The sequence below is a fragment of the Gordonia sp. (in: high G+C Gram-positive bacteria) genome (assembly GCF_020438995.1).
Lineage (GTDB): Bacteria > Actinomycetota > Actinomycetes > Mycobacteriales > Mycobacteriaceae > Gordonia.
The window spans coordinates 1-14,100 of record NZ_JAGQTN010000031.1; the positions used below are offsets into that span (position 1 = coordinate 1).

Below are 14,100 nucleotides of genomic sequence, written 5' to 3' on the forward strand. Positions count from 1 at the left end.
GTTTTCACGATGATGCCGCCGGTGATGAAGCTGATCACCAGGGCCAGAACGTAACTCGGCAGCACCACGAGCATGCCGCCGACGAGCCGCGTACCGACGACGAACGGGATGGCGCGCAGGCCCATCACCTCGGTGGCGTCGATCTCCTCCGAGATCCGCATCGCGCCGATCTCGGCGGTCATCCGGCAGCCGGCCTGGGCTGCGAATCCGATGCCCGTGATGATCGGGGCGACGACGCGGATGTTGCCGAACGAGCTGATGATTCCGGTCAGTGCGCCGAAGCCGAGCAGGTCGAACGCCATGAACGCCATGATCGCGACCACTGCGCCGACCGCGATGCCCAGGAAGAACATCAGGCTGACCACACCACCGTCGACGATGATCGAGCCACTGCCCCAGGCCATGTCGTTCATGGTTTTGAGGGTCTGTTTGCGGTAGTGCCGGATGGTGGTGGGCAGCAGGGTGAACGTCTTCCAGACGAACATCCCGATCTGACCGATCTCGGCGAACATTGCCGAGATCTTGCCGGAGATCGCCCGCCCGGCGCGGATGAGGTGACCGCCGGCCGGGGCGATCCTCCCCGCGGGAACGGTTGTCGGTGAGTACGGTTCAGCAGAACCTGGTTCAGGTGCCATCGTTTATGCCAATCGGGCTGGGAAGAACATGGTCTGGAGCTGGCTGACCGCGAGGTTGGTCATGAAGATGCAGAACACACTGAGCACGACCGACGCGTTCACCGCGTTGGCCACGCCCTTGGGGCCACCTTTGGCCTCAAGGCCCCGCAGGCTGGCGATGACCACGACGATGAAGGCGAACAGGACCGCTTTCACCACCGAGAAGATCAGGTCCACCGGCGTGGCGAATGCGCCGAAGGACTGCCAGAAGCTCGCCGGCACAACGTTGTTCACGTTCGCCGAGATGGCCAGACCCGCACCGACACCCGAGGCGATGATCATCACGCACAGCGTGGGGGCGATGAGGATCATCGCGAGAAAGCGGGGAACGATCAGCCGCTGAACGGGGTTGACGCCCATCACCCGCATCGCGTCGATCTCCTCGCGGATCGACCGGGCGCCGAGGTCGGAGGCGATGGCCGATGCGGCGGCGCCACTCATCAGCAGCCCGGCAGCCATCGGCGCGCCCTGGCTGACCACACCCAGACCGCTGGCAGCGCCGGCGAGCGAGTTGGCGCCCACCTGGTCCATCACGCCGCCCACCTGCACCGATACCTCGGCACCGATCGGCACCGCCATCAGCAAGGCCGGCAGGGCGGTGACCTTGAACATCCGCCACGTCTGGTCGATGACCTCACCGCCGGCGAGCCGGAGCGAGATGCTGTCGGTGACCGAGTACCTGATCATCTCGCCCGCCAGATGCGCGGAGCGACCGATCGTGGAAATGCTCTGTGACACGCGGCCGTAGAAGCCGGAAAAGAACCGGCCGATCAACCCGAACAAGCCGCTGAGCCAGTTACCTGAACCGGCCCGCGACTCGAGCGCGACAACGCTCATTGCTTCCTCCCTGAAGTCATACAGCGATCACCCGGAGATGCCCCGCAGGTCCACGCGGCGTCCCCTGATCACGCATGCAGCTTCCGTCCGATGTCCGACACATCGACGTGGTCTGGTCCCGATCCCGTGGCCACTGTGAGCCGAACCACATCTATTGGGGTTAGATTAATCTACATGAGACGATTTTTGTCAAGTGTCAGCAGATTGATCCGACACGAACCGGACCAGCACGCCCGAAAGTCACCCCCCACACCCCGAACGTGATGTACATCACTCTAAAACGGACGTCGATCGCTCCGCGTGTACAGTCCCTTTAAACAGCTAAATCTTTCAACTAAATGTCAGCAGAATCCGGACCGCCCCCACGACCTGGGGTCCGCGTCGAAACAACATAGGAGTACACAGCAGTGCAGACGTGGGCCGAGATCACCGACGACTTCCAGCGGAACTGGCCGATCTATGTGGCGATGCCGTTCGTCGCGGCGCTGATCGGGTGGAGCACCAAGCTCGTGGCCATCCGCATGATGTTTCGCCCATACGAATTCAAAGGCATCGGCGCACTCGGGTGGCAGGGCATCATTCCCAGGCGCGCACCCCAGATGGTGGACATCCTCTGCGACACCCTGACCCCGCGCCTGATCAACACCAGAGAGATCGCCGAACGCATCGACCCGGCCGAACTCGCGGCCCGGATCGACCGCCCGCTTCGGGTGGAGGTCTCCCGGATCACCCGCAAGGTGCTGGCCGAGTACCAGCCCACGCTGTGGAATCTTCTGCCCTCGCCGGCCAAGGACTTCCTGATCGAGCGGGTACAGCGCTCGGCGCCCGATGCCGCCGTACTGATGTTCGACGGGATCGTGGACCGCGTCGACGAGGTCTTCGACCTGAAGACGATGGCGACCAACGAGTTCCTGAACGATCCGACGACGCTGGAGTCGATGTTCAAGGAGGTCGGGCACAGGGAGTTCGCATTCATCAGGCGCAGCGGCTTCGTCTTCGGCTTCTTCATCGGCCTCGTGCAGGTCGCCGTCTGGGCGCTGACCCACAACCCATGGGTCATGCCGCTGTTCGGCCTGTTCACCGGATGGTTCACCGACTGGGCCGCCCTCCGGCTCATCTTCTACCCGCGCGAACCGAAGAAGTACCTGGGATTCATCAAGTGGCAGGGCCTGTTCCAGCAGCACCGTATCGTGGTGGCCCAGGACTACGGTTCGCTGATCGGAACCAAGGTCCTGACCCCCGACAGGCTGATTCGCAGCCTGTGCACGGGTCCGGACACCGCGCAGGCCGAGCAGGTGCTCGCCGAGGTACTCGAGGCCACCCTGCGCGAAGAACTCGGCGATCTGAATCGCTACGTCGATATCCAGCTGCGAGATCTCCCGTTGTTCAAGGAGATCGATTTCGGCAGCGTTCAGGTCGCGGGGATATCCGCCGGCCGGCTGTTCGACGGGTTCCTGGACATCCTCAGCGGCCCGACCAAGGGCGTCGCCCGCGTGGGTCTGGATCTGACCCAGATCGAGCCGATGTGTGCGGCATTCGCCTCCGAGGCGCTCGCCGTGTTGCCGGACCTGCTGCTCGGTTCGGCCGAGGACTACCTGGCCGAGACGCTCGACATCGAGGCGACCATGTCGGAGAAGATGGCTGCGATGACCCCCGAGGAGTTCGAAAAGGTCCTGCGCCCGGTCTTCCGTGCCGACGAGAAGACGCTGATCATGGTCGGCGCACTGCTCGGCTTCCTGGTCGGCGAGGTGCAGGTCTTCATCGTCGAGCACCTCACGCACTGACGTCGGTGCCGCACAACAGCTCCGGACATAGCAGTGATCCAGATCATAGAATCAGCGATTGACTCTCATTACGCGCAGTGTAATAATTTATGCAGTGCAGAAATCAACATGACTCAGCACACTTCCCCCTCACACGATTGGAGAACTCCCATGGGAGCTCGTCGCAAGAACACCCTCACCACCTTCCTCAGCGACGTCATCGACGACAGCAAGGCCCTCGTCGACGACCTGATCGACCGCGCCCAGGACCTGGAGACCAAGACCCGCGACGCCGCCACCTCGGCCCTGAGCGACGAGAGCTCCGACGCCCCGAGCGCCGACGAAGTGGCCACCCTGCGCCTGGCGCTGGTCGAGCTGACCGCCAAGGTCGACCAGCTCGCCGCCGTGAAGGCCGGCGCTGCCAAGTAGCATCGGTCGCGCCCGCCTGACGCGGGCACCACACACACAAAGGCTGCCGCACCGACAGTGCGCCGGGTATCACCCGGACACCGTCGACGCGGCAGCCTTTATGTATTGGCCGTTACGCAGCAGATGGCCCGGATGCGAGAGCATCCGGGCGCAGACTGACTATTCTCCTGGCTCGTCCGGCTCGTCCTCGTCAGGAATCTGCGAATCAACCAGTTTCGCAACGACTTTGGTCAGCTGAGCGATCTGGTCGCGCAGCTCCCGGATCTCCTCCTGCTGCGCCGGATCGGGTTCGGGTGCCGGTTCGGGTGCCCGGCGCACGCGTGGCCGCCCCGGGAGCTTGGCCTCTTCGGGCAGGTTGCTGATGGTGGTCAAACCGTCGACAAGACTCTGCGCCACGTCGGCCGGCGCCCGGAGCAGCTCCGAGAACAGGCTCGACGACTCGGGTTTGGTCTGCACCTTGCGGCGCACCAGCTGAACCAGTACCTCGTCGGTCCGGTCGACACCGGTGTCATGATCAACGACCTGCACGTCGACACCGGACTCGACCAGTGCCGCCAGGTCGTCGATCGTGGTGAACTTGCGGCGTTCGGTGTCGTACAGCTTTCGGTTCGAGTATTTCTTGATCAACCGTCGCTTACTCGCAGGCATGGCACCCGGCTCCCTTCCGCGCTGAACTTCCCGTCGCGGCACCGATGCCGACACCGCCCCGACCAGTATTATGCACTGCGTCAGAATGGGCAACAGCGAAGGTCCCCCGGCCGGTAGAGGACGAAACCGGCGGACCGGGCGAACATCCGCGGCAGTGGCGGGTCGGGGAACTCGACATACCGCGAGCCTTGCACCGCGCCAGCCGGGCTGTTCGCTCGCGAACACCGCGTAGTCCGAACACCACAAGGGCCGTCGACTCCCGGGAATCGACGGCCCTTGTGGTTCAGGCGATGAGCGTGTTCAGGCGATATTGCGTGCGGACATCGCCGAGGATCGCAGCAGACCCGGTAACACGAAGTTGCGCAACATCTCCCGATGCGCCGGGTCGTCCGGATTATCCAGATCGAGCCGGCCGACGAGAATGAATTGCACCAGCGCGATCCACTCCGACATCTTGTCGATATCGACATCGGAACGAATCTCGCCGCCGACCATCGCACGTTCGAGGACCGGGCCCCACATTTCCGCGGTCAGCCGCGCCGCGAGACCCGAACTGCCCACCAGAGGTTCGGCCATCTGCATGTGCTCGGGGCTGACCAGGATCCGGATCAGCGGATCACGACGGCCCCGGTCGACCAGGAAGATCAGGCCTTCGACCAGTTGATCGGCGAAAGTCGGCTGGTCGAACAGAAATTCGCGGGCCTTGGCGAACAGCAACCGCGATCGGCGTTCGATGATCGCCGAGATCAGGGTGTCCCGGTCACCGAAATAGCGGTAGACGGTCGGCCGAGATACCCCGGCCTGGCGGCCGATATCGTCCATCGTCGTCTTGGCGACGCCGAAGCGGGTGAATACGGCTTCGGCGGCAACCATGATCTGCTCACGTGCCTCGTCGAGGTCCCCACTGAGCACATTGCCGGTTTTTCTGCGTGCCACCGACTCCACCTTTCCACCACTGATACCACCGACAACAACGTTACATGAGACACATCATGTCCGCTGTAGTGCTTTGGTCCCGATGTCGGCCAACTCACTGTACTGCCGACAACGCGACGGAGGTACTCACACGGTTGTCGACACCGTGTGAGTACCTCCGCCGAAATCTTCCTGCCGGACCTGACCGGGCCCAGTGCGTGTCCTAGCGAACCTTGTCGAAGCGGGTGTCCACGTCCTTGTACTCGTCACGGATCACGGTCTTGGCGAGCTTGCCGCTGGGCAGCCGGGGCAGCGGATCCTGCCGGATCACCACGTAGCGGGGCACTTTGAAGTCGGCCAGCACCTTCTCGCAATGCTCGATCACCGCCTTCTCATCGACATCCGGCGACGCGGTGACGATCGCCGCAGGCGTCTCACCGAACCGGTCGTCGTGCGCCGCGATCACAGCGACCTCCTGGACACCGTCGATCGCGCCGATCGCGATCTCCAGCTCCACCGGCGAGATGTTGATGCCGCCGGAGATGATGAGGTCCTTGAGCCGGTCGACGAACTGCACCCGGCCGTCCTCGTCGGCACGCCCGAGGTCACCGCTGTGCAGCCACCCGTCGCGTAGCGCGACGGCAGTGGTCTCCGGATCGTTCCAATAGCCGGGAGTCACGCCCGGACCGCGTACCACCAGCTCGCCTTCCTCGCCCGCTTCCGCAGGCTCACCGGCGGCGTTGAACACCTTGACCTCGGTGAAGATCGATCCGGTACCGCACCGATCCGGGAACTCGAAGGCCTCCTCCCTGATCGTCGCGGTCGCCACCCCGCCGGCCTCGGTCATGCCGTAGATCTGGCGCAGCAGCACACCCTTGTCGGCCCAGCGCTTGAGCAGCGGGACCGGCACCGCGGCACCGCCGACGATCGCGGTCTTGAGCGAGGACAGTTCGGCGTCGGCGAACTCCGGCGCCCGCGAGATCGCCTCGAAGATCAGCGGCACACCGAAGATCGCCTCCACCGAATGCTCTTCGAGGAGCTTGACCGCATTGGACGGGTTCAGCTCCGGCTCGATGACCAGCGTGCCGCCGAGCACCGTCGTGATGAGCAGCCCGTAGACCAGTCCCGGGGTGAACGCCAGCGGCAACACCAGCAGCGTGGTGGTGCCGGGCCGGAAACCTTCTTCGGTGAGGGTGTTCTCCAGCACGATCGACAACAGCGTCCGGTTGGTGAGCACCACACCCTTCGACAGGCCCGTCGAACCACTGGTGAACAGTACCGATGTGGGTTCGTCGGGGGCCACATCGACACGGAAATCATCGGCCGGCCCCTCACGGACCGCGTCGAGTTCGGAGTAGGTGACGACGGTGAACGGGTCACCGATCGCCACGGTGTCCTCGGCGAGTTGCTCGAATCCGGGTGCCACGAGGACCACACCGATCCCGGCGTCGTCGGCGATCTTGCGCAATTCGGCCGGCTTGTAGCGGCTGTTCAGCGGGACCAGCACACCACCGGACTTGAGCGCGGCGAGCGCAGCGACCGGCCAGGTCAGCGAATTGGGCCCGAGCAACCCCACCCGGTCCCCCTCCGAAACACCCTTCTGCCCGACGAGCAGACGTGCGATCCTGCTGCTCCAGTCACGGACCTGCCGGTAATTCAGGGACTCCCCACTGAAAACCAGCGCGGTGCGATCGGGTGCTGTTCGGGCCCACCAATCGAGGGCCTTGCCGATGGTTGCGGTCATCTTCTTATTTCTCCTGTTGGGTCAGGGACTTGACGGTGTGACGGAATTCGCGGCCCGGCCGGCGGCAGCGTTCGCCCTGCCGGCGGCTACGAGTTTTTTTGTCTCGCGGCGGAACAGTTGATTGGCGGTCTCGTTGCGGCCCAGCATCATGTCGCCGGCGTCGGCGCTGACCAGCCCGCGCTGGGCGTCGCGCAGCAACGGGAAGTCCTCCTGATGCAGGACGGCGAGCAGGATCTCCCAGTTCTTGTTCCAGATGTGATCCCACTTCTCTTGCGGCCAGCCACTGGCCTCGACGGTGGGCACGAACAGCCGCTGCTCCATCCGCGACTTCATCGGATCGAGCGGATGTGGACGGAAGGTCAGCAACTGAAAATGATCCGGCTGGCGCAGCAGCGTGCTGTTGGGACCGATGAAATGGGTCTCGGTGACGTACTTGTCGAGCGGGATGTCGCCGGGATCCTCTTCGAGGAAACGGTCGATCGATTTGCGCGGGGCGATGAATCGGCAATGCCGACCGAAATCCTCGAAGGCCATCACATTGGTGTGGATGATCTTGCCCGCGGTATTCGGATGCGCGTACTGGATGTGATAACCGTCCAGGAAGGCATCCTGCATGATCTTCCAGTTGGTCGGCTCATCGAATCCGGCCGCCTTGTAGCAGACGAGATCCTCCAGGTGATACGACGCGAGCATCGGATCGATGTCCGGTCCGAGCCATGCGGCGACGTCGATATCGGCCTTGGCGTTGTCAACGACCCAGATGAATCCGTGCCGTTCCTCGGTGGGGATCTCGATCAGGCCGTGTTCGCTGCGGTCGACCTCACCGAAGGTGTTGTCGCGGGTGATCGCCCGCAGCGAGCCGTCCGGATCGTAGGACCAGCGGTGATAGCCGCACGAGAAGATGCGGCAACGGCCCTTCTCGCGGTCCTCGAGCATCGCGCCGCGGTGTCGGCACAGATTGACGAACGAGCGCACACCGCCGTCCTTCTGCCGCACGATGAGCAGATTGTTGCGCGGCATCTGGATGGTCATGAAGTCGTGCGCGCGGGGCAATTCGGAACTGTGCGCCACGATCGACGGCACCTGTCCGAAGATGTAGTCCCGTTCTTCCTTGGCCAGCACCGGATCGGTGTATTCGCCGGCCTCGAGCGGGATGATCTCATCGAACTTGTCGGTCGTCTTGTCGCGCAGCAGTTCCAGAGCCCGCCTGATGCGGTCCTGCCGTGGCAGCGATGTGGTCATCGAATCCTCCGGTCATCGATTCCGAGTCCTCATAAACCTATCGTAATAAGGTTTAATGAGCAATGACTGCTGGTCAGGACTCCGGGGTGAACCGGATCGGCATGCGTGCACAGCCCCGCACCTGACTGGAGTGATACGTCGGCGGATCCTCGGCCACCAGATCAAAGTCCGGAATGCGGCGCAGCAGTTCCTCCAGCGCGATGTTCATCTCGATACGCGCCAGATGCATTCCCAGACACTGATGCGGACCTCCGCCGAATGCCAGATGCCGGTTGTGCTTGCGCAGGACATCGAGCCGAGTCGGATCCTCGAACTGCCTGCCGTCACGGTTGGCCGCGCCCAGGACCACCACCAGCTGATCGCCCTCGGGGATGGTCATACCGCCCAGCTGGACCTCGCGAGTGGTGCTCCTGCCCGCGATGATCGCGGAATCGATCCGCAGGATCTCCTCGACGGCGGTCGGCAGCACCTCTCCCGGGTCGTCGATGATCAGCTTGCGCTGCTCCGGATTCTCCACCAGATGCTTCACCGCCCATGCGAGTGAACCCTGCACGGTATGCAGCCCCGCCACCAGGAGCAGGAAGCACATGCGGTTGAGTTCCTCGTCGGTCAGCAGACGCTTTCCGTCGGGCAGAGCAACCTCGGTGTGCACGATGGTCGAGGTGACATCCTGGCCCGGATTGGCGCGGCGGTCTTCGATGATCTTCTGGAAGTAGCCGAACATCTGGAACCCGGCCATCGCCCGGGCCTGCAGCGACTCCTCTTCCGTCCCGCCGGGTTTACCGAACAGGACGATGTCGGTGGCCTCGGTGAACAGCGGCGCGTCCTCCACCGGCCAGTCCATCAGAGCCAGGAACACCCGGGCGGGAAGCTCGTGCGCGAACTCCGCGACGAACTCCGCCTCACCCTTCTTCGCGAATCCGTCGATGAGCTCGTTGACGGTTTCGCGGACCATCTCCCGCAGTTCGCTCATCCGCTTGGGCGTGAACAACGGGGCCAGCGCCCGCCGGTAGGCGGTGTGCTCCGGCGGATCGAGTTCGATCGGGATGAACTTACCGAAGGCCTCGTTGGTCACCAGATTGTTCGGATAGCTGGAGTAGGTCGCCGGATCGCGCAGTACCTGTGTGATCTCTTCGTATCCGAGGACGATCCAGTGCCCGCCATGGGCGGTGGAATAGACCACCGGGTTGATGGCGGCGAGGTCGGCGACCAGGTCGTTGAACCGGTCGACCGGTGCCGCGATCGTCGGATCGTAGAAATCGAGATCTACGGTCACATCCGCACGCGTGCGTTCGATAGTCGTCATGGGTGTTCCTGACTTGTTGGGCTGAACTGACCGGGGAAGGGCTGCCCCCGGGGATTCAGGCGTTGGGGTTGGGCTGGTCGAGGTCCTCGGGGAACCAGATTCCGACACGTCCGAGGGTGCCGCCGTCGGCCGAGTTGACCACCGAGCCGGACATGTACGCCGAGTCGTCCGAGGCCAGGAAGAGCGCGATCTTGGCATTGTCGAGGAGGTTCGGCGGGCGGTTGAGCTTGAGCGGGATGGGCGAGTGGAAGGGCTCCCACGGGCCGGCGATCTGCTCGTAGGACTGGCCCACCACTGGCGACCCGGCCGGCATCAGGAAGTTGGGCGACATACCGTGCGTCGGGGCGATCCCGTTGACACGAATGCCGAAGGGACCCAGGTCCAGTGCCAGGCCGCGGACGAGTCCGTTCACGCCGGCCTTGGTGGCGCTGTAGAACGAGATGTCGTGGTAGGCCAGGAACGACGCGGCCGACGAGGTGGCGATGATGGTGCCGCCTCCGTTGGCCTTGAGGTGGGGCACCGCGGCCTGTGCGGTGTAGATGACGCCGGTCAGGTTGACGCCGAGCACGTCGTTCCAGTCCTGTTCGGTCAGGTCCTCGAACAGGACCTGCTCGCCGCCCATGACGGACGGCACGCCGCCGCGGGAGATGACACCCGCGTTGGCCCAGGCGACATCGAGCTTGCCGAAGTGTTCGGCGGTCTGGTCGGCGGCTGCGGTGATCTGGTCCTTCTTCGAGACGTCGGCGGTGATCGCGAGCGCGTCGCCGCCGTTCTCCTGGACGAGTTTGACGGTCTGCTCGGCACGGTCGCCGTCGATGTCAACGACGGCGATCTTGGCGCCCTCCGACGAGAAGAGCTGTGATGCTTCACGTCCCAGCCCGGATCCGGCGCCGGTGATGAGAACGACCTTGCCGTCAAGCCTGTTGGTCATTTGCTGACTGCTCCTTGGATTCTCGCGTACCGGCCGGCCATTTCAGGCCGAATCACCTTGGGGTGCAACAAAAGCCGGGGTACTACGCAAAACGGATGTTACTGAGTGTGACGATCGCCACCTTCGGTATCCACGGTATTGCGTTTTACATGAGACGTCAAGCGATATTTGTCAGCAGTAGTTTTCACGAATCGGCGAAAACACCTCTGGCCGTGACGGTTTGATACCGCCACGGCCGATGAGGTGAGCCCAGGTCAGCTCGCGGGCGCCGGGAAATGCACCGTCTTGGTCTCGAAGAATTCCTCCAGGCCCTCGGGACCGCCCTCGCGACCCAGGCCCGACTGCTTGTATCCGCCGAACGGCAGGGTGAAGTCGATGACGGAGGTGTTCACATTCACCGTTCCCGTCCGGATACGTTGCGCCACTTCGAATCCGTGCTCGAGATCGGTGGTGAAGACGGCACCGGACAGTCCGTAGATCGAGTCGTTGGCGATCGCGACGGCCTCGTCCTCGTCCTCGTAGGTGATGATCGAGATGACCGGACCAAAGATCTCCTCCTGGGCGACCGACATGTCGTTGCGCACGTTGTCGATAATGGTCGGCTGCACGAAGAAGCCCTGATCGCCGACCCGGCCACCGCCGTAAACCACCTGTGCACCTTCGGCTTTGGCGGCCTCGATGTAGCCCTCGACGCGTTCGCGCTGCCGCGCGGAGGTGAGCGGGCCGAGGAAGTTGGTCTGCTCCCAAGGGTTTCCGATCGGGATCTGACTCAGCGCCGCCTGATAGCCGGCCACCACCTCGTCATGCCTGTTGCGCGACACCAACACTCGGGTGAGAGCGATACACGCCTGGCCGGACTGCATGCAGCCGCCCATCGGGGCGTTGGCCAGCACGGTGTTCAGGTCTGCGTCGTCGAGGATGATGGCGGCGGACTTGCCGCCGAGTTCCAGCGACACCTTGGCCACCCGGTCGGCGGCGAGGCTCATGATGCGCCGGCCGGCGACGGTGCTGCCAGTGAAGGTGACGTGGTCGACGTCGGGGTTGGTGACCAGGGTCTCGGATACCTCCCGGTCGGCCACCAGGACGCTGACCACCCCCTCCGGAATCCGTCCCGCTGCAACGAGATCACCGATCACGTCGGCGAACACCGACGGCGACAGCGGCGCCTCGGGCGAGGTCTTGAGCACCACCGAGTTGCCCGCGGCCAGCGCCGGGATCACCTTGAAGGCGATCGTGCCGATCGGACCGTTCCACGGAATGATGACGGCGACAACACCATTGGGTTCCTTGACGATGCGGGAGACACCGCCGTCGGTGCGCGGCCGCTCCTCGATGAGGGTGACGTTCCGGGCCTCTTCCGCCACGGCCCGGAACAGTCCGATGGTCATCTGCTGGGTCATCGCGCTGACGGGCACGGGCACGCCCACCTCGACGATGCCGAGCGTGGTCAGATCCTCGAGCCGGGCTTCGAGTCCGTCGGCGATGGCGTCGATGACGTCGGCGCGCTCGGCGATCGGCGTGCGCACCCAGTCACCCTTGTTGAACGACTCCCGCGCCGCCGCGACCGCCCGCGCGACATCGTCGGCCGTCGCGGACCGCACACGCGCCGCGGTGCGTTCGGACCACGAGTCGACGACGTCGATCCACTCGTCACCCGTCGAGTCCACCCACTGCCCACCGATGAACACCTGCTCACGGTCGGCGATGCCCGCCAACGGGTCGGCGGTTTCCACAGTCGTCATATACGCACTCCTCGTGTCTGTCGTTCACGCTTGGCGTTCGCCACCCGCGCCGGCTGTGTGCCGACATCGCGGGCGCCATGTGAACCGGGTCACAGACAAGCCTAGTAAACCGAAAGTCATTAGGTCAACACCTGACACGGATCGTCTTTTGTATCGTCGCGCGGAGGCCGTTCGGACCAGCGGCACCAAGGACACTCCGGGCCCTCTGACTCCGACTCCTGTCCTGGCGATCGACCAGGTTGGGGTCGGCGACGCAATGATCGTGATTGCCGAGGTCGAGGAGCTTCCAGCCGCGGAGAAGCCGTGCTTCGTCACTGCTCAAGGCAAGGAGCGGGGCGCGTACATACGTCTGGCGGACGGCGATCATCGGCTCGACACGTACTCGGTGTTTCAGCTATCAGTGCTCACTGTGCCGAGCGAGGCGGACCGAGAACCGGTCACAGAGGCAACGATCGCGGACCTCGATACGACCCTCATCGAACGAACCATCACCCGACTGCGAACCAATCGGCCCCGGTCGCTGGACGGAACGTCTTCAGATAAACAGGTACTTGAACGCATCGGGGTGATCGACCGGGCATCAGGCTCGCCGACGCTCGGCGGGCTTCTCGCGCTGGGTTCGTTCCCGCAGCAGTTCTTTCCGCAGTTGATGATCAGTTTCGCTTCCTACCCTGGTGGGTCCAAAGACGTGGTGGTCGGAGACGAGCGAATGCTCGACCGCGCAGTCCTCGAGGGCTCGATTCCTGACATGATTGATGACGCCGTGGCTGTCGTCGTGCGTAACCTGCGGGTGCGCAGGGTCTCTCACGGCGCGGGAGCACGCAACGTCCCCGAGATTCCCATCGATGCAATCCGTGAGGCTATTGCCAATTCCGTCATGCACCGCGACTACAGCCCGATGGCTCGCGGGGATCAGGTTCGGATCGAGTTGTATCCTGACCGCCTTGAAGTTCACAGTCCGGGCGGATTATGGGGTGGGCAGAGCATCGATTCGATCTATTCCGGACAGTCACGCTCGCGAAATCCCATTCTCGCTCGACTGCTCACCGACGTTCCGTTCACCGGTCGCGACGAGACCGTAGGCGAGAACGCGGGATCCGGAATACCCCGAATGCTCGGCCAGATGACTCAGAATGGGCTTCCCGCACCACGTTTCAGTTCAGTACCGGCCGAGTTCGTCACTGTTCTCGACCGATTCGGTCTCCTGAATCCCGAAACCCGGGACTGGCTGGATTCCCTCGGGCATCGCATTCGAACACCAATAGGAGACAGCGCGCTGGCGCTGATCCACCACCTCGGTTCCGTGACCGTCGACGAACTGCGTCGGCAACTGGCGATCGACACCACAGATGCGCAGAGCGCGCTCGACGAACTCGCGAGTTCGAACCTGGTAACGAATGAATACGGAGCGTATCGCCTCGTAGCGACCACCGACCGACCGAACCTGTCAGCTGTGGAGCGTGCCATCATCGAGGCACTCACCAGCGAGGCGACCATGACCGTGCAAGATCTGTCCGACACGGTGCAACGATCGCCCGGCACGCTACGGCCGATCCTGCGCAAGTTGATAGCCCGCGGTTTGGTCGTGGCAACAGCACCGGTGACCAGCCGCAAACGTGCATACCGACTCCCCGGCACCTGAGATGCTGAAGGGTCTGCCCACCCGCTCGGAGAATGTCCCCCGACATTGTGGTTGACCTCGAGTGCGCTCCAAGTCCTACCGTGGCGTCATGTCCACTGAGGACGCACTGTCCATCGCCGAGGTGTCGGCCCGCACCGGGCTGACCCGCAGGACGTATCCGAGCGAACGCGAACGGCGTTGACGAAATCGGCCTCGTTGTTCCGCCGGCGGCACTAGAGTCCGGAAGA

The 14,100-nt window shown here is 63.8% G+C and carries 12 protein-coding genes; 3 read left to right on the top strand and 9 right to left on the bottom strand.

Features of this window, described 5'->3' with window-relative positions; all coding sequences use genetic code 11:
- Together KDB67_RS02505 and KDB67_RS02510 are read right to left on the bottom strand one after the other, a co-directional pair.
- The coding region (locus KDB67_RS02505) for an ABC transporter permease (protein ID WP_291012038.1) at positions 1–512 on the bottom strand (512 nt) is incomplete at its 3' end.
- Between the two features lie 126 nt (positions 513–638).
- Positions 639–1,361, bottom strand: coding sequence for an ABC transporter permease (locus KDB67_RS02510; protein ID WP_291012040.1), 723 nt, complete (start codon positions 1,359–1,361; stop codon positions 639–641).
- 557 nt (positions 1,362–1,918) lie between these two features.
- Between KDB67_RS02510 and KDB67_RS02515 the strand changes: the two genes are divergently transcribed.
- Positions 1,919–3,295 (top strand): hypothetical protein, encoded by a 1,377-nt coding sequence (locus tag KDB67_RS02515; protein WP_291012018.1) that lies wholly within the window; start codon positions 1,919–1,921, stop codon positions 3,293–3,295.
- 150 nt (positions 3,296–3,445) lie between these two features.
- Positions 3,446–3,703, top strand: a complete 258-nt coding sequence (locus KDB67_RS02520; protein ID WP_291012020.1) for a hypothetical protein — start codon at positions 3,446–3,448, stop codon at positions 3,701–3,703.
- Positions 3,704–3,862: 159 nt separating this feature from the next.
- Here the strand turns inward: KDB67_RS02520 and KDB67_RS02525 are convergent, their stop codons facing one another.
- The 7 genes from KDB67_RS02525 to KDB67_RS02555 form a co-directional block, all read right to left on the bottom strand.
- Positions 3,863–4,351, bottom strand: coding sequence for a polyhydroxyalkanoate synthesis regulator DNA-binding domain-containing protein (locus tag KDB67_RS02525; protein ID WP_291012022.1), 489 nt, complete (start codon positions 4,349–4,351; stop codon positions 3,863–3,865).
- Positions 4,352–4,651: 300 nt separating this feature from the next.
- Positions 4,652–5,287, bottom strand: coding sequence for a TetR/AcrR family transcriptional regulator (locus tag KDB67_RS02530; protein WP_291012024.1), 636 nt, complete (start codon positions 5,285–5,287; stop codon positions 4,652–4,654).
- A gap of 202 nt (positions 5,288–5,489) precedes the next feature.
- A complete protein-coding gene (locus KDB67_RS02535; RefSeq protein WP_291012026.1) occupies positions 5,490–7,010 on the bottom strand; it encodes an AMP-binding protein in 1,521 nt (506 codons plus the stop codon).
- 21 nt (positions 7,011–7,031) lie between these two features.
- Positions 7,032–8,252 carry an SRPBCC family protein gene (locus tag KDB67_RS02540; protein ID WP_291012028.1) on the bottom strand — a complete coding sequence of 407 codons (1,221 nt, stop codon included), beginning with the start codon at positions 8,250–8,252 and terminating at the stop codon, positions 7,032–7,034.
- Between the two features lie 73 nt (positions 8,253–8,325).
- Positions 8,326–9,558 carry a cytochrome P450 gene (locus tag KDB67_RS02545; protein WP_291012030.1) on the bottom strand — a complete coding sequence of 411 codons (1,233 nt, stop codon included), beginning with the start codon at positions 9,556–9,558 and terminating at the stop codon, positions 8,326–8,328.
- A 55-nt stretch (positions 9,559–9,613) separates the two neighbouring features.
- Positions 9,614–10,489, bottom strand: a complete 876-nt coding sequence (locus tag KDB67_RS02550; protein ID WP_291012032.1) for an SDR family oxidoreductase — start codon at positions 10,487–10,489, stop codon at positions 9,614–9,616.
- Positions 10,490–10,743: 254 nt separating this feature from the next.
- Positions 10,744–12,231, bottom strand: a complete 1,488-nt coding sequence (locus tag KDB67_RS02555; protein ID WP_291012034.1) for an aldehyde dehydrogenase — start codon at positions 12,229–12,231, stop codon at positions 10,744–10,746.
- Between the two features lie 256 nt (positions 12,232–12,487).
- On the opposite strand from KDB67_RS02555, the gene KDB67_RS02560 reads away from it, so the two are divergent.
- The gene (locus KDB67_RS02560) at positions 12,488–13,873 is read left to right on the top strand and encodes an ATP-binding protein (protein WP_291012036.1); all 1,386 of its coding nucleotides are present in this window, start codon (positions 12,488–12,490) and stop codon (positions 13,871–13,873) included.
- Positions 13,874–14,100: the final 227 nt, after the last annotated feature.